General features: G+C 38.8%; 16 protein-coding genes and 3 pseudogenes. 6 read left to right on the top strand and 13 right to left on the bottom strand.

Annotated elements, in window-relative coordinates; genetic code table 11:
* Positions 1 to 87 precede the first annotated feature (87 nt).
* Positions 88 to 636, top strand: a complete 549-nt coding sequence (locus tag MKZ03_RS05830) for an ImmA/IrrE family metallo-endopeptidase (protein WP_341031258.1) — start codon at positions 88 to 90, stop codon at positions 634 to 636.
* Between the two features lie 26 nt (positions 637 to 662).
* Here the strand turns inward: MKZ03_RS05830 and MKZ03_RS05825 are convergent, their stop codons facing one another.
* Positions 663 to 1,286, bottom strand: a complete 624-nt coding sequence (locus MKZ03_RS05825; RefSeq protein WP_034663100.1) for a poly-gamma-glutamate hydrolase family protein — start codon at positions 1,284 to 1,286, stop codon at positions 663 to 665.
* A 247-nt stretch (positions 1,287 to 1,533) separates the two neighbouring features.
* Here MKZ03_RS05825 and MKZ03_RS05820 point away from each other — a divergent pair, with 247 nt between their 5' ends.
* Positions 1,534 to 1,905 carry a DUF5412 domain-containing protein gene (locus tag MKZ03_RS05820; protein ID WP_034663103.1) on the top strand — a complete coding sequence of 124 codons (372 nt, stop codon included), beginning with the start codon at positions 1,534 to 1,536 and terminating at the stop codon, positions 1,903 to 1,905.
* Between the two features lie 36 nt (positions 1,906 to 1,941).
* Here MKZ03_RS05820 and MKZ03_RS05815 read toward each other — a convergent pair whose 3' ends face one another.
* A complete protein-coding gene (locus MKZ03_RS05815) occupies positions 1,942 to 2,148 on the bottom strand; it encodes a hypothetical protein (protein ID WP_341031256.1) in 207 nt (68 codons plus the stop codon).
* 78 nt (positions 2,149 to 2,226) lie between these two features.
* On the opposite strand from MKZ03_RS05815, the gene MKZ03_RS05810 reads away from it, so the two are divergent.
* A complete protein-coding gene (locus MKZ03_RS05810; RefSeq protein ID WP_341031254.1) occupies positions 2,227 to 2,799 on the top strand; it encodes a hypothetical protein in 573 nt (190 codons plus the stop codon).
* Between the two features lie 32 nt (positions 2,800 to 2,831).
* Here MKZ03_RS05810 and hag (MKZ03_RS05805) read toward each other — a convergent pair whose 3' ends face one another.
* The 10 genes and pseudogenes from hag (MKZ03_RS05805) to MKZ03_RS05760 all read right to left on the bottom strand — a co-directional run bounded on the left by hag (MKZ03_RS05805) (position 2,832) and on the right by MKZ03_RS05760 (position 13,431).
* Positions 2,832 to 3,653, bottom strand: coding sequence for a flagellin Hag (gene hag, locus MKZ03_RS05805; protein ID WP_044141245.1), 822 nt, complete (start codon positions 3,651 to 3,653; stop codon positions 2,832 to 2,834).
* 289 nt (positions 3,654 to 3,942) lie between these two features.
* Positions 3,943 to 4,854 (bottom strand): flagellin Hag, encoded by a 912-nt coding sequence (gene hag / locus MKZ03_RS05800; protein WP_066031010.1) that lies wholly within the window; start codon positions 4,852 to 4,854, stop codon positions 3,943 to 3,945.
* Between the two features lie 231 nt (positions 4,855 to 5,085).
* On the bottom strand, positions 5,086 to 6,579 hold the full coding sequence (locus MKZ03_RS05795; RefSeq protein WP_341031248.1) for a Kelch repeat-containing protein: 1,494 nt from the start codon (positions 6,577 to 6,579) through the stop codon (positions 5,086 to 5,088).
* A gap of 118 nt (positions 6,580 to 6,697) precedes the next feature.
* On the bottom strand, positions 6,698 to 7,879 hold the full coding sequence (alr, locus tag MKZ03_RS05790) for an alanine racemase (protein ID WP_341031246.1): 1,182 nt from the start codon (positions 7,877 to 7,879) through the stop codon (positions 6,698 to 6,700).
* Between the two features lie 165 nt (positions 7,880 to 8,044).
* Positions 8,045 to 8,677: a hypothetical protein gene (locus tag MKZ03_RS05785; protein ID WP_341031244.1), complete on the bottom strand. Its 633-nt coding sequence runs from the start codon at positions 8,675 to 8,677 to the stop codon at positions 8,045 to 8,047.
* A gap of 133 nt (positions 8,678 to 8,810) precedes the next feature.
* Positions 8,811 to 9,269 (bottom strand): AraC family transcriptional regulator, encoded by a 459-nt coding sequence (locus MKZ03_RS05780; protein WP_034663126.1) that lies wholly within the window; start codon positions 9,267 to 9,269, stop codon positions 8,811 to 8,813.
* Between the two features lie 228 nt (positions 9,270 to 9,497).
* Positions 9,498 to 9,731 (bottom strand): hypothetical protein, encoded by a 234-nt coding sequence (locus MKZ03_RS05775; RefSeq protein ID WP_341031242.1) that lies wholly within the window; start codon positions 9,729 to 9,731, stop codon positions 9,498 to 9,500.
* A 224-nt stretch (positions 9,732 to 9,955) separates the two neighbouring features.
* Positions 9,956 to 11,079 (bottom strand): annotated as a pseudogene (locus tag MKZ03_RS05770) (response regulator aspartate phosphatase).
* 247 nt (positions 11,080 to 11,326) lie between these two features.
* Positions 11,327 to 11,848 (bottom strand): ClbS/DfsB family four-helix bundle protein, encoded by a 522-nt coding sequence (locus MKZ03_RS05765; RefSeq protein WP_341031240.1) that lies wholly within the window; start codon positions 11,846 to 11,848, stop codon positions 11,327 to 11,329.
* A gap of 425 nt (positions 11,849 to 12,273) precedes the next feature.
* Positions 12,274 to 13,431, bottom strand: a complete 1,158-nt coding sequence (locus tag MKZ03_RS05760) for an MFS transporter (protein ID WP_034663135.1) — start codon at positions 13,429 to 13,431, stop codon at positions 12,274 to 12,276.
* Between the two features lie 127 nt (positions 13,432 to 13,558).
* On the opposite strand from MKZ03_RS05760, the gene MKZ03_RS05755 reads away from it, so the two are divergent.
* Both MKZ03_RS05755 and MKZ03_RS19000 read left to right on the top strand, forming a co-directional pair.
* On the top strand, positions 13,559 to 14,449 hold the full coding sequence (locus MKZ03_RS05755; RefSeq protein WP_106038833.1) for a LysR family transcriptional regulator: 891 nt from the start codon (positions 13,559 to 13,561) through the stop codon (positions 14,447 to 14,449).
* Positions 14,450 to 14,465: 16 nt separating this feature from the next.
* Positions 14,466 to 14,798: pseudogene (locus MKZ03_RS19000) on the top strand (GNAT family N-acetyltransferase); the annotation flags it as partial.
* A gap of 198 nt (positions 14,799 to 14,996) precedes the next feature.
* Here the strand turns inward: MKZ03_RS19000 and MKZ03_RS05745 are convergent.
* Positions 14,997 to 15,829, bottom strand: a pseudogene (locus MKZ03_RS05745) (SMI1/KNR4 family protein).
* Positions 15,830 to 16,006: 177 nt separating this feature from the next.
* On the opposite strand from MKZ03_RS05745, the gene MKZ03_RS05740 reads away from it, so the two are divergent.
* A complete protein-coding gene (locus MKZ03_RS05740; protein WP_106038834.1) occupies positions 16,007 to 16,597 on the top strand; it encodes a type 1 glutamine amidotransferase family protein in 591 nt (196 codons plus the stop codon).
* The last annotated feature ends 9 nt before the right edge of the window (positions 16,598 to 16,606 follow it).

Genomic DNA, 16,606 nt, shown 5'->3' with positions numbered 1-16,606 from the left:
AGTAATAGCTCAATTAGCTATTTAGTCCTATATGGACTTTTCTTTTACGCCAAAAATAGAACATACGTTTGTATGGAGGTTTTTTAAATGACTGGTTTTTTAACCCATTTAGAAGAAGATATTAAGCGGTTATATGCTCAATTACAAATAAGCGGTCCTGCTTATAGAGAGATGCAAAGGATCGCTTCTGAATTTCATTTATGGGTCCACTACGAGGAGACTGGCAGCATGATGATCCAACATCAAGGTCTTTACAGTATTATATTAAACAGATCCCTATCACCTGAAGAACAATGGCAGGATTTTGCCCACGAGCTTTGTCATGTGCTAAAGCATACAGGCAATCATTTCAAAATGAACAAACTTTTTCGAGAACTGCAGGAGTTTCAGGCAAAACAATTCATGTATCACTTTTGTGTTCCAACCTTTATGCTGCTGCAAATGAAGCTTCCAACCCTTCGGCAGCAAGCCATTTTGCATATTGCTCAAACGTTTCACGTCACCAGAGCTTTTGCTGAAAAGCGGCTTGCCTTATTCGAACAGCGAAAAGCAGGCATTCGCTTTCAACAGGAGTTTACGTCTTATTTAATGAAAGCAGAAAGGGTCGCAGAAAAAGAAGCCGTTTATCAAACGTAAATACTCGGACATAAAACGATAAAAGTTTATTCATAAAGAGCTAATACTTGTTTGAGTACATTTGTGTATCGATAAAATTGTTCAGTTTGTGTATCACGCCGATAGCGACGCCTAAAGTCTTGAAAAAATGCTCTTCTTTGCGCCTGACTAATTTCAAGTTGTACACTTTTTCCCGTCAGACATTGGTTATTAATATTATCAGGATGTGTTCCAGAAAAACGATCAGATTCAGATAGCAGCAATGCGTGAAAGCCATTTAGCGTTAAACGTTTCACAGTTTCTGCCGCTCTTTCTCTATCCGTACCTCCCACTAACGTTTGAAGCACCTCTGTTTCTCCGTAACCATGGAGTGCAAACGTATAATGATGGGTATGCACCTGTGAAAGGCAAACCGGCTCATCAAAACGTGTACTTGTAATATGAAGAACATGATTGCCTTTTACTTTAAGGCCTTCAAATAAATACATAGAATAATCACTAGATATTTCATGAATGAGCTCACTCACGCCGGATTCAATTCCTCCGGCATGAGGCGACAAAACCAGAAGCTGGTCACCTTTCCGCTCGTGAAGAATTCGATAATCAATTCCTATTCTTTCATGAGCGGAAAGCTCTTCATAACTTTGATACGTATCGATGATTTGTCTCATGTCATCTGCCCCATTTCTCTATATGAGCATAAGTCTACTGATCCCTTATTCTTTTGTAAAGAGGTTTCGAATCAAATACACCACTTGAATTCTTCCTTAAATTTTCCTTACATTTACGGCTTTCTGTTGAATTTTGAGAAAAAATGACCGATAATTGAAATGAATAGAACTTTTGGACTATATGAATCTTTTTGTATTCTCTCTCATAAATTAGAAATATTGTGATCTACATCTGGAGGAATTTTTCATGTTAAAAAAGAAAACCACCCTCATCCTTATCATCTTACTCCTTAGCTTCGCTGGCATTATTTATTGGAAATGCTTCTCTCTTCAAGGCGTGTCTCACGGAACATTCATCCGCTCGATGTCATCACCTGACGGAATGTACATCATCAACACCTATCAGCATAGCGGAGGAAAGCTAAAGGAAAACGCAGTTAGAGCAGAAATTGAAAACAAACTGACCCACCGTAAGAAGACGATTTACTGGAAATACCCTGACAAAGACCCTCTCATCAAATGGAAAAACGGACAGCTTGTTCAAATTGGACATGAGTTTTTAAATGTGGTGAAGGGCGACACGTATGATTATCGCTTTGATCAGAACAAGAGAAAATAGCGCATCAAAAAAACGAATCCCTCTTGGATACGTTTTTTACGTTGACATCACATGCTGCATGAATTCTTTCATTTCTTTACTTACGATCGTCAATCGTTCCACAATTTCGCTAAACTCTGTTACAAGTAAAGCCTGTTCCGATGAAGAACCTTTCATGTGGTCCATACTTTCAAGTAATGTATGTATATTGGAGGAAATTCCTTGTAATGAGCTTTCAAGTGTTTGCTGCGTTTGTAAGCTCATTTCCTCACTTGTAGCAGAAAGCCATCACCCATTTTAACGCCCTATACAAAACCAAAAGGATTTAGAGTCCCTTCTTGCGTGAAACATCACTATGAACAAATGCACGATTGGCCAAGTGGATTATTGGTGATGGGCGCTGCCTTGTGTACGTTAGATCCTATTCATGGGCAAGGAATGACAAAGGCCGCGCTCGAAGCACAAATTCTTGAGCGTATGCTCAAACAAGCACAAAAAAAGAAGCAGCTATCTTTTGAAAAGGACACATTACAAAAAATGCAGCACGCGAATGAACTTGGCTGGTGGCTTTGCGCGATTGCTGATCTGGCGTGGAACGGCGTCGAGTTAAAAGGAGAAACAGCCATTCCCCACTTGACGTTCGTACAAGGATTTTTAAATCGCTACGTGCAATACGCCATTGTCACAAAACAGCCTGAACGTCTTGAAGCGTATCACCGGATGCATTCTTTCTTAACAGAACCGAGAGACATCCTCAACTTAGAACAGCTGCATGACATGATTCAATCCGACGCCTCTGGAGAAACTGCTGAATGGTGGAGTCAGTGGGATAAAGAGGATGATGAAAGCAATCGAGCTTTTTTCCATGAAGCGGTTCCTGACTTTCGTTTGCAGCACCTGCTTTCATTAGATTGAAACAAAAAAAGCCCCTTAGTGGGGCTTTTTCATTAACGTAATAATTGAAGAACGTTTTGCGGCTGTTGGTTTGCTTGAGCTAGCATCGCTTGAGACGCTTGAGAAAGAATGTTGTTCTTTGTGAACTCACTCATTTCTTTCGCCATGTCAACATCACGAATACGAGACTCAGCAGCTGTTAAGTTTTCAGCAGAAGCACCAAGGTTGTTGATTGTGTGCTCTAGACGGTTTTGTACTGCACCAAGTGCTGAACGTTGTTTAGATACTGCGCCGATTGCTTCATCAATTTTTGCTACTTCGACGTCAAAGTCAAAACCATCTTCATTCACTTTAATATCTTTGACAGTCAAGGTTTCAGCGTCCATTTTGCCGATCTGTACGTTGATATTTTGCTCAATGTTTGCGCCAATTTGAAATTGGAATCCATCTTCTACGCTACCATCCAACAGATTCTTTCCGTTAAATGCTGTACGCTGTGAAATCCCATCAATTTCATCCACCAAAGCAGTGAGTTCTTCTTGAATCGCTGTTAAATCTTCTGTTTGTTGAGTACCAACGTTACCCGCTTGAACAGTTAGTTCACGCATACGTTGAAGAATCGCATGTGTTTCTGTTAATGCACCTTCAGCTGTTTGAATAAGAGAGATACCATCTTGTGCGTTTTTAGATGCCATTTCTAATCCGCGGATTTGTCCACGCATTTTTTCAGAGATTGCTAGACCTGCTGCGTCATCTCCTGCACGGTTGATGCGAAGACCAGAAGACAGCTTCTCCATGTTCTTTTGCCCTGCTCCATTGTTTGCAGACAAACGGTTCAGTGTGTTAAGTGCTGCGATATTGTGGTTAATTCTCATTTCCTATTACCTCCATGTGTTTGAACCAATTGAACATCCTTGCCCAAAAGTTCTAAATTAGAATTTTTTTGTAAGCCTTACAATCCATTTATCGAACCTGTATGGAATTTGTTTAACAAAAAAGGAATAAATAAGGTAAAAGTCTCATTGGTTATGATCGTTTCGCTAGAGTGTGCCAAATTTAAAGGTTATTTTTCATAATTTATCAGAGGGATTTAAGGATCATAAGACTGGAGAAAATGCGAAGAAAAAAACAGCATAAAAAAAGCCCCATAAAAGGGGCTCTTCATTAACGTAGTAATTGAAGTACGTTTTGTGGCTGTTGGTTCGCTTGTGCAAGCATTGCTTGTGAAGCTTGAGAAAGAATGTTGTTCTTTGTGAACTCACTCATTTCTTTCGCCATGTCAACGTCACGGATACGAGACTCAGCAGCTGTTAAGTTTTCAGAAGATGCACCAAGGTTGTTAATTGTGTGCTCTAGACGGTTTTGGACCGCACCAAGTTTAGCACGTTGAGATGAAACTTGATTGATAGCTGAATCAACAATCTTAAGTTGAGTATCAAATCCAACATCTGCTGCGTCTGCTGCATTAGTTGCAAAAGCTGTTACATCCAAATCTTTAATCGATTGGTTTGCAGTGATGCCACCAGCACCATCATCAACGCCTAATGCATCCGCACCCATATCTTGAATGTTAACTTTGATTTGTTGCGTACCATTTGCGCCAATCTGGAAAACTAAAGATGGATCAGCTGCTGCTGGTGGAGTTGAAGCTTTATAGTCACCATTTAACAGTTTTTTACCGTTGAACTCTGTACGATCAGACACACCATCAATCTCTTCAATTAAAGCATCCATTTCATCTTTAATTGCAGTTAAGTCTTCATCTTGCTGTGTACCAGTGTTTCCAGCTTGAACCACTAGTTCACGAACACGTTGAAGGATTGAGTGAGTTTCAGTCAATGCACCTTCAGCTGTTTGAATAAGAGAGATACCGTCTTGTGCGTTTTTGGAAGCCATTTCTAATCCGCGGATTTGTCCACGCATTTTCTCAGAGATTGCAAGACCAGCTGCGTCATCTCCTGCACGGTTAATTTTAAGACCAGAAGAAAGTTTCTCCATGTTCTTTTGGCTCGCACCGTTGTTTGCAGACAAACGGTTCAATGTGTTAAGTGCTGCGATATTGTGGTTAATTCTCATTTCCTATTACCTCCATGTATGTGGGACCTGACAGACGTCCTTGTCTGAAAAAAGTCCTTTATTCTAGGGCTTATCAACCCTGACAATTCTATTATCGGATGTTGTTATAGGATGTTTAGCAGATTTTTAAAAAAATATCGCATTTTTCTCATGACGTTAATCCTAATTTTAACAATCCTATAAAAACAAAAGCTGCTGATCTATAATCAGCAGCTCTATCGTTTTATGATATCAGTATTGCTTGATATCAAACATTAAGATATTTGGATACACCACATAATCCTTCTTACTTGCGAAAGGACCTTTATTGTGTTCATCATTGATTTCATAGAAGTTCATACCAATTCCAAAGCTTCTTTCTTTATACCAGTTAAGAAAATCGTTGATTTCTTTCGTTGATAGCAAATAATCCTTTTGCAGTCCGTTTATCATGGTAATTGAAAGTAAACCTTTTGTTGCTTCTTCACCAGGTTTTGTTCCGTCTTGATCTTTCGGTTCTTCGCTTGTTCCATCATCTGGTTTTGTTCCATCTTGATCTTTTGGTTCTTCTGTTGTTCCGTCATCAGGCTTTGTTCCATCCTGATCTTTCGGTTCTTCTGTTGTTCCGTCATCAGGCTTTGTTCCATCCTGATCTTTCGGTTCTTCTGTTGTTCCGTCATCAGGCTTTGTTCCGTCCTGATCTTTCGGTTCTTCTGCTGAACCATCGTCTGGCTTTGTTTCACCTTCAGCAATTTGCAAGTCTTTTAATGAGATAGAGATTACTGATTTGAAGTTGCTTTTAACGTATTTAAAATTATAATATTCTTTGAAATTCCTTCCACCTATGATATATATCATCCCATCAAGTGTTACAGCACTTGATCCAACTCTAGCTTCAGGCAATTCATTTATACTTTTTTTTACAGAATTAGAATTCACATCATAATACTGTGTATATGGTAATATTGGGCTGGATCTGTCAACGCTATGCTGACCGCCTACCATAAATAATTTTCCCTGATATGTTGTAAACGCTGCTCCTACTTGATAAAACTCCAACTTTGATTTTGTTCGTACCCACTGATTTGTTTCAATGTTATATTCATATATTTGGGTATTTTGGGTTCCTCTATATCCGCCTGTAGCATAAATTTTATTGTTAATGACTTCTGACATAGACATCCCAGTAAAACTCTGAGGAAACATTTTTAATTGTTGCCATTTATCCGTTTTTGTATCATAACTGTAAAAATTATGTTCTTGATGAGGACTTTTACTCGTTGCAAGAATATAAATTTTTCCGTTTTCTCCAGTCGCAATAATATCTCCATTTGTCACAGCAAAAGTTGGTATTAGGATTGGTTTTTCCGACCATGTATCGGATTCTGTATCATAAATATCAATCGTTTTTGTGCTATCTTGATATGCTCCTCCAATGACATATACTTTTTTACCTATCGCCACTGCCGCGCTATCTGTTCTTTCTCTTGGCATATCAGCTTTTGAGATCCACTCATTTTTGTGAGGATCATACATGTAGGTATTTTTATTACTATGTGATTTTTCACTACTTCCCCCAAAAACAAAAATCTTTCCATCTACTACTGCGGAACTAGAATGAAGTCTCTCTTCTGGTAAGTCCGCTCGCTTCGTCCAGCCATTTGTCTCTGCTGCATGAGCTTTTAACGGATGGATTGTTACCATCATAAAAATAGTCAAAAGCACTAAAAATAAACCTTTTTTCATCGTTTCTTTCCTCCATATCTTAAATATCCCTCCTTTTATCGACATATTTGTAATAAAATTTAATTTTTATCATTGTACACCAGAACAAATATCCTCAAATTGCACCTGTTATTTACTCTCACACATACATCACCGGCGTCGATATTTTAATAATCTTCCCGCCTCGACGATAAAACCTAGGAACGCGGCGGCTTAAGGTGGCGATGACTTCGTAGTTGATTGTATTGAGCATTTCAGCGATTTCATCGACAGAAATTTCTCCGCCCTTTTGACGGCCGTAAATGACGACTTCCTCGCCTTGCTTTGCTTTCATTTCTCCTAAACTGATCATCGTCATATCCATTGTGACTCGGCCAGCAATCGGCATTCGTTTTCCGCGGAAAAGCATAAATCCCCGATTTGATAAAGCACGTGAGTACCCATCTGCGTAACCGATCGGTATGGTGGCAATGATTTCATCAGGTTTTGCTACATACGTTGCACCATAACTGACGGTTCTTGGCTCTGTCACCATTTCCTTCACGAACGCAATTCTCGCTTTTAAACTGAGAGCGGGCTCTAGCTGAACAGCGTCTAAGCTTTCAATGTATTGCGAAGGATACAGTCCATAAAGTCCGATGCCTAGTCGAATCATATCGGCGCTAAATTCAGGAAACGCGATGGCAGCCGCTGTATTGTTCATATGTACGGTCGGCAGCTTAATTCCTTGTTTTTTCAAAAAACGAAGAAAATCAATAAAAATGCTGTGCTGCAGCTGCGTAAAATCAGGGTCAGGCTCATCTGCAGTGGAAAAATGCGTAAAAATCCCATCCCATCTAAGGTTTTCACTCTTTTCAAGTGCTTCCACCACTCCTAACAGCTCTTCCTTCGTCCGTACACCTAATCGCCCCATCCCTGTGTCGACATTGACATGAATCCCAAGCCGGCGCTGTCTATCTTCTTCCGCTAAGATCTCATTTGCTTCAACAATCCAGTCTTCTCGAAGGCCGGAGAGGTCAATTCTCCAGGCCGCAGCCCTTTTCACACAATCTAGCGGGGTAAATCCAAGAACCAAAATCGGCGCTTCAATTTTTGCTCTTCGCAATACAATGCCTTCCTCCAAACTAGCAACTGCGAGCTCCGTCGCACCGCTTTCCAGTGCCTGCCGCGCTACCTCCACTGAACCGTGTCCATAAGCATTCGCCTTCACGACAGCCATGATCTTACTTTTCCTCGGAATATGCGCTTGAATGGCCCCGATATTTCTTTTAATCGCGTCAAGGTTGACTTCGATCCAAACTTCCCTGCAAAGCTTTTTCATTTATTTTTCCTCCTCATCACATGAGAGTTCTTTCTATCTCCATGTTCGCTTTCGCGTCTAGTCTATCTTTATTCATTTTTGAGAAAAACATTCAACTACAATGACTGGACCTGCTTTGTCTTGTTACACATAAAAAAAGAAACCACATCAACTGTGATTTCTTCTCTATGAGCGATGATATTCAATTTCATCCGCAGATTTCATCATTGCATCAATATCATGATAAATCTCCTGCAAATTTTCCCGTTCAGTTAAGTATTGAGCATTGCTCTTACGAACAGGCACATCAAATTGCAGGAAGTTGATTGTAATCGTGGATGATTCTTGGTCATTCATTGTTAACCTTAATTCAAGCGTCGAGACCTCTTCTTTATCATCACTCTCAGCTGAATATTCAATCGGCACACCATCTTCTAATATCTCAACTTGTTTCAAATCTTTCAAGGAAAGCTCAGTGACTGCAAATCTATTTTTTCTAGTTGACCCGCCAGGTTGATGTTCAATAAAGCGCATTTTCTTTAACTCATCATCAATCGCAAATCCCTTATCAACTTGCTCTGAAAAGATATATGCAGATGCCTGAAATCCATCTTCGTGAAAAAGCATCATCATCTTATCTAATAATATGTTGGGATCATTCTGTTCTTTTCGTCTTTGTAATCTACCGGCTATGAATAAAATGACCAGTCCTCCGATGATGCTGAGAGCCGTCCCCAATCCATTCCCTACATCTACTAAAACAGTAAAACCTAAAATAGCAATCATAAAAGCAATGACAATGCCTATGATGAATATCACACAATGCTCCTCCTATCATGACCCTTCATTTATAGTTTAGCCTTAGTATAGCATTTGAAGCAACGAGTCCTAGATGATTTAACCATAAAAACAGACCATAAAGGTCTGTTTTCATTGACGTTCGATAAATTGTCTAAAAGATAGGCAGTAAGAATTCACACACCTTATCTTCGCCTTCCTCTTCTCTATATCGCTCTATAGTAGGTGCCTGACGCATGTTCAATTGATTGTTCTGAATATAGTCAGGTAATTGACTCCAAAACAAATTCACTTTTTCAGTTGTATGCCTCACTGTAAAAACAGCATACTTTCCGCCTTCAAAATAACCAGTCTGAACCATTTGATCATTAGAGAAATCTCTATTTGTCATGATCATGAGGTCATATCTGCATTTTTCAGGTAAAGTCCTTGCAGGATCATCTTGAGGAACCCCGTATATGCCATGTTTCTTTAATTCATCATTTAATTGATGTTTATTGATCCATTTTTTAAAATGCTTCATCATTTCTATATTCATTTTGCTTCCATACGGTCCTATATTCCTCATATACACCATCTTCATATTGCTTAATATTTCAATTTTGCAATTCATGATTTCCCTCCAACTCTTATTGGAAGATTGGCCAATCATTCCTTACATCCAACGGTAACACCCTTTAAAATATAATGCAGTAAGTTATTAAAAATAATTGAATGTATGATGGAAAAACATTTACAGGAATTGCGATTTAGATCATAAATTAAGTCATCTCATTTTCTCTTAAAATAGCATGTCCAATTTTTAAAAATAAAAAAGAACGGTCTTTAGCCGCTCACTTGTTTATTGATTTTCCTTTGAAGATTTAGCAAAGAGAAGGGTGACAATCAAATAGATAATTGTTCCGAAAAATAGACCATTTAACAAACTGATAAACAACATCTTACAAATCAGGCCAACATAATAAGACGCTGGCGTCCCTGGAAACACAGCCATATTGAACAGACTAATCATAAAGGTTAAAGCAAAAAATATAATGAAAATCCTTAGAAATAATGTTGATTTTAACATTGTCATTTTACTTCCTCCTCAGTATGTTTTCTATGGAAAAAATATTCTTTATTCATAGCATATATTCCGTTTTATAGTAAAAAGCCCTTAAAGGGCTTTTTACTTAAGCAGTATAACCAATACTTGCAGTATGACCTCTCCTAGCTTCATCATGACTTGCTGTCACTTCTGACGTAAAATAACTAACAACACTTATGACACTAATCATCACGAATACTACTGATAACGTTTTAAATTTCATACTGACAGTCCCCCCGCTTCACTTGAGTTTGGAAATAAAGAATCTTTTCATAGAAATGCATGGCATTGTCTTTATCTCCCATCTCATTATAATATTTTGCAGCATCTTTTGCTAAATCTTCCAGGTCAGGATACATTGACTTTATTTCTAACAATTCCATTATTTTTTCCAACTGCTCAAAATTGTTGTCAATGTATAGGGATCTTAAAAACTTGAATATCAATAATAGAACATGATCTTTCAGCTTTTCAGATAGTTCTATTCCGTTATTTAAAGCGTATGTACCTAAATCCTGTTCTTTCATTTTGAAGTAGGCTTTTGACAACATAATGAGCGGATCTAAGATTCTATTTAAATGCTCGTATCCCTGCTCTCTAAATGCTCTAATCGAGTCATTAAAGTGAATAATCGCTTGTGCTAATTCTTTGTTATGAAAATAACTCAACCCTAAATTATAAAGTGCTGATCCTTTTAATCGTTTTGTTGAGTTGTCGGCGGCTTTTTCTAGTGCGTGTTGAAAATGAGGTATTGCTTTTTCGGGGCAGCCCATATCTATATAGTTTAACCCAATGACAAAAGAACATTGGATTTCTCTGACTGTGTATGTATCTTTTTCTCGATAACATTCTATTGCCTGTGCGATATGGTGCATCGACATGTGGGTTTGTTTCATGTGGTAATAGATTTCTGCCATCTTGTAATTGAACTCGGCACGTTCAATATCGTCGCTGACAAGAGACAGCTTTTTTTCTGCCCGCTTATAGAAGGTAATCGCATTGAGGTATTCGTAGTTTTCAAATTCGTACATGCCGTAGAAAAAATTGAAGTACTACTCGAGCAATCCTGTTAATTTCTTTTGATCTTCATTGCGAGTTCCCTAAAGTTCGCCCGCTCTTTCCCATTTTCTAAAGGATTCAAGTAATCAAGCATTAATTTATGTCTGAACTCCATAAGTGAGAAATACAATAATAAATCCTGATTCTCTTCCATATGATCAAGCATTGATTTGATTTCTTCTTTATATGCCTCGGCGTCCGGTACGTTAAATCTTTGAATATGATAATACCATTCATTGATTTTCAAGCCGACGTGAGAAGAAAGCACTTTCTCCATCAGCCCTTACCCCTTCCTCTATTTTCCCTATAATGACATATATTATCATTTTTTGAATCGTCCGACACCGAAAAGAAACCGCAAAAATAAGAAAAAAAGCTCCTGTAAAGAAGCCATGTGAGTGATCGTAATTTTGATAAGGAGGAATAACTGGGCTCGAATCAGCGCCCCCCTGTTCTCTCTGAAATAAGATGATACAATCAGGTTTAGTTCTAACGAAATATGTACATCTAGTATATCCTTCACGTCATACTTGTTTTAATCGTTTCCATTTACGAATTTGAGTACGGAAATTTTTAAAAGGGGCAACGGTATTCACATGAATAAATTTATAAACTGGCCAAACAGCCTTTGCTGTAGCGTCATCCGCCCATTTTCGTTGATGAGGTTCAAACAATTCCTCTTCACTCATACGATCCAACATATCACAAATAGTTAAAACATTCTGTTTGAGCTGAGCTCTTAATGAGACTAGTGATTGGCAGGCATACTTCTCATTAAAAAGAGAATATAATATGCCAAGCTGATTCCATTTATAACCTTCTGCTGGCGTATGGACAACCTTTCCTTCAGTTTCGTCTTGCTCCCATTGAAGCAGCAGGGTTGTCCAACCAACTTGATAGGCCAAATTTTCTGCAGGAGTTCGGCTTACATCCTCTATTCGATCATCTTTCATTTCTTCTCGAATCATATCGAATTCTTCATCGTATTGATTGTACGTCTTCATGATTGCTTGCTTTAAAATATCCTTCGACTCATAGGTTGTCATATTATTCACCTCTAGTTCTTTTTGTGCAAATTTTTCTCGGAACATATCTTGCAAAAGTACAAAAAATAACTTGAGCTCATGATACTGAATTATTCTATCGCCTTCTGTTTTACAGTCTCTATTATAATCAAACTCTTAATCGAGCAAAAAAGCAATAGCATTTCTGGTTAAATGAAAGTATCACTCGTGTTTACTCCTAAAACAACAAAAGAGAGACAATACTTGTCTCCTTTAGGTGACTCTATTATTTTGTGAAATATTCCATTATTGCGCAAACTCAATAAAGAAAAGCTATAAAAGCGGCTGCGAAAAATGAAGACATTCCTTACGTTCCATCATCAACAAGCACCCAGTATCTCTCCCCAGGCTCTCCTTCTTAAGCAATAAAACCTCCCCGTTTTGATTGAAATGTGAAGCAGCATGATTTAACTCGACACTTCTTCCTCTTTTCTACCTAATTTCATTGATAACTGAACGCCAATCATCAATGAGACAATGACGAGCATTGCGACAATGGAAGCTTGAAAATGTCCGCTTAGATCGAAAACCAAGCCAATGAAAAACGGACCAAACCCGCCCATGATGTATCCGCCCATCTGCGACATAGCGGACCATGTACCAGCTTCCTCCGGTGTACGCGTCTCAATAATGGGCAGCATAAGTGCTAAGGGAAATAATCCACCTGCCCCAATCCCTAGAAAAATGACGGCTGGCAAAATAGGCATTGGAAGTAGAAGGAAAATAAGGCCGATCAGCTCTGACACGCTGCATAAGATCAGAAATAATTTCGGTTTTCCTAAGCGAGTGACGACTCCTGGAACGAGTAGTGCCACCGGAATCTGAATCAGTGTAAATATCGTTAGCAGCATGGCGGCATACTGTGGACTATTTCCAAAACTAAGGGCGATGGGTGAAATCCATGCTGTTAACGAATAGAACATGCTGGACATAAAGCCAAAAAACAAGGTGAATTGAATGGCTTTTTTGTTTCGCAGCGGTAGCCTTAGCGGTAAAACTGCATGATCAGCCTGTTGTTTTTTCCGAGCCAGCCCTAGCCATAAGATTAATGCGATCATCCCTAAAACCGCCCAGCAAGACAAGGCGAACGGAAGGTTATGCTCACTGCGAAGATAAATCGGAATGGTGAATCCGGAAGCAAGTGCTGCCCCAATCGTCATCGAAATAGAATAGACACTCACAATCCCCGGGCTTTTCGGAAAATACTTTTTGATAAAACTAGACAATAAAGGTCCTGCAAAGCTAATTCCAACTCCTCCTGCAAATGCAGTGATGAGAAGGATGGCAACCGTTTGACTCGTCCCACGTAATCCAGTAGCGATCGTGATGAGAAGAATCGAGAAAAAGAGGGTTCTCTCTAAACCAAAACGGCGGCTTAGTTTAGTTGCTACAGGTGCAAAGACCCCCATGCACAAGACCGGTAAAGTAGTTAGAAGACTTGCTGTCAGTGCACTGACACCAAGGTCTGTTTGGATCATGCTCATCATAGAAGCCACGGACGTAATAATTGGGCGCAAGTTTAGTGCAGCTAAAAATAAAGCGGCTAAATAAAATATTTTTTTCATCAATGCTCTTCTTCCTCTCTCATCTTGTTGAAGTTACTTTGAGTATAAATCTGCCGCAATCATTGATCAATACAATAATTCGTATTATGATGATAGTAAAAAACTATTATTCATGAAAGGATGACAAATGGATACTCGTCATATTACATATTTCATGGCTGTATTCGATCATTTACATTTCACAAAAGCTGCTGAGCAATTAGGGATATCACAGCCTACATTAAGCCAACAGATCCGTCTGCTTGAAGCTGAAGTTGGGATGCCGCTCTTTGATCGAATCGGTAAAAAAGTCGTTGCAACCGAAGCTGGTTCTCTGCTTTATCAATATGGTATGAAAATGCTTCAAGCTGAAAGAGATGCGAAAAATGCGATGAAAGAACTGTTATCTGAAAAACGAGGAACCGTACGACTTGCAGTACTCCCCTCCGATCTTGACTTTCAGCTTGTTCCGCTATTTGTAGAATTTAAAACACTTTATCCCGAAACCAATCTGAAAGCATATTCAAATATCTTCGTGCGTGAAGAAGTCCTTTCACATAAAGTGGATCTCGGCATCGGGCTGCGAGGGCCTACGGATAAGCGCCTCGTTCAAATTCCACTTGGAAGTGAGCCCTACGAATTATTTGTTCATTCAGAAAGTGATCTAGCCCAAAAGAGTGAAGTGACATTGGAAGAGCTGACGCAGCATGCCTTGGTCATGTATCCGAAGGGATATCTAGGAAGGGATTTAGTAGATGACGTATGTAAAGAACAGGGTGTTGAACTGGACACCGTCATGGAAGTTGGGTCCGCATCTTCATTATTGCAGCTGGTTGAAGCCGGCATCGGTGCAACCATTCAGCCGCGAGGATTGCTGCAACATCATTCGACGTGGCCAAATATTGTTTCGATTCCTATTGCTGATCCGGCACCTGTTCGTCACTTAGAATTAACTTATTATGCAGATCGATTTGTCAGTAAAGCACAACAGCAACTATCTGAATGGCTGATAGACTTTTTCAAATCAAAAACAAACTAAAAAATGAGGGTAAAACATGAAGAATGCAAACAGCATATTTACAAGGACAAACCGGGTAGTTATTCGCCAATTTGATCTGCAAGATATTGAAGCATTCTAGCAGTATCGAGCAAATCCCTCTATTGCAACATATCAATCTTGAGAAAACTATACGTACGAAGAAGCTGAATCATTTGTTAAACATCAAATGACGCAAAAACCTAATCAACCGGGGACATGGTTTCAATACGCTATTGCCTTACCTGAATCCAATCAACTGATAGGAGATTGCGCCATTCACACACTTGCCAGTGAGCCTAGAAACGTTGAAATCGGATTTACTCTCCCACCTGAATATCAAGGAATGGGACTATCGTTTCTTCCTCATCATTGCGTTAGAAATGAGTTAGAGCAAGGACCATTAAAACAAATTTCGATAGATCCATCCATCAATTTCAACATCAATATCGAGTTCATTTATAAAAAAGGAAAATCCAAATCAGTTTTCATTGATCAACTCAAACAGTTTTTTCAAGAATTAGATCAAGCTACTTAAAAAAAGCCCTTTTTAGGGCTTTTTTTTCACTGGATGAATGTCTTCTCCCAAAAAGACGGTACGAGGCTCTCCACTATTCTCTAGAAACTCAGCAATTTCTTGCAGCTCTTGATTGATACGGTCATTCCTTGGCATATCTGGATTTAACAAAAGGATGGAGTGAATCGTTGTGGCTGCTTCATACAAGACATTTTGATCTTTTATCTGTATAATGCATTTTTTCATACGATCAAAAAACCATTCGATCTCTTCCATTTCTTCCATCGGATAATGTGCCATTTTGAAGAGATTCTGCTGACAAAGGTCTTGCCTCTCAAATATGAGATCAAGCTCTTCTTTACTGACATACAAATCCGAAGCTTCCTCCTCAATTTCTACTACTTCGACCATCGCATCTTCAGCTGTATATAACTTCTCAATAAAATCATCGAAAGTAGCTGCCAGCTTAAAATCTACTTCCAGCTCTAAATCAAAATAGTGAATAGGAGGACGTTCCTTCGTTTCTCGGTAGTCCATTGCGATCCATGTATCTTCTTCCCCGCTGATGAAAATAAGTCCCTCAGGCAGATCCAATTCATCACTTAACTGAGGACTGTTCATAATTCCATCACCTTTGGCGATTCCTCTTAGATGGTCAAATTGAACATGATCCTCTGCCCATGAATTCGGCTGTTCAGTTGGAAAAGCATTACGAACTGTAAAGCCGCCATTCCATTCTAAAATGAGCTTTTGTATGTATCAGGTAAAGTGACTCCAAGTGTTCCCTCTGCTTCACGAATTTGTTCCTCATCTATGTTTTTTAACGTAAAAGGACTCTCTTCTTCTTTTTCCCAGAATGATTTCAAAGTGGGTGCCTCCTTGTATCTATTGAGATAAGTATAACATTGACCAACGATTCATTTGCTCATTTTATACACTTACTGTCACTTTGAAATTGATATAATAAAAAGAAAGATCACAGGTCCATTTAACAGTGGACTCTCTATCATTATGTTAAAAACGAATCTAAGGAGCGACAAATAATGAAAAAGGTGTTTTTTCTTCTATTAGATGAGTATGCTGATTGGGAAGGTGCTTATTTAGCCTCTTCATTAAATCAAAAGGAAGATTGGTCAGTTTATACTATTTCTTTAGAGCAAATTGTTCGTTCAATAGGTGGTTTTAAAACAACTGTCGATTACATCATAGGATCAGAACCTGACCATTTTGATTTGCTCGTGATGATTGGTGGGAACTCCTGGGGTGATGACAGTAAAAAGCTTTTACATTTTGTTGAAAATACATTTCGTCAAAACATTCCGGTAGCGGCGATATGCGGAGCAGTGGATTATTTGGCGAAAAATGGATTGTTGAATCATCATAGCCATACGGGGAATTCTGCTGATTTATGGAGAGATGACGAACATTATGAACCGACCTGTGAGTTCATAGAGAAACAGGCGGTAAGAGATAAACAATTGGTCACCGCAAATGGAACTGCCCCGATTGAATTTACTAGTTTAACTTTAGAAATGATAGAATTTGATACTCCTGAGAACATTGAAAAAATAATATTTATGAATCGTTATGGTTTTTATGAATATTGTCATAAGTATGGAAATCCTTATGCTTAATAAAGGTAG

The organism is Bacillus sp. FSL R5-0431 (genome assembly GCF_038002985.1).
GTDB lineage: Bacteria > Bacillota > Bacilli > Bacillales > Bacillaceae > Bacillus.
Note: the sequence above shows the minus strand (reverse complement) of the source record. Positions and strands in the feature narration are given on the sequence as shown.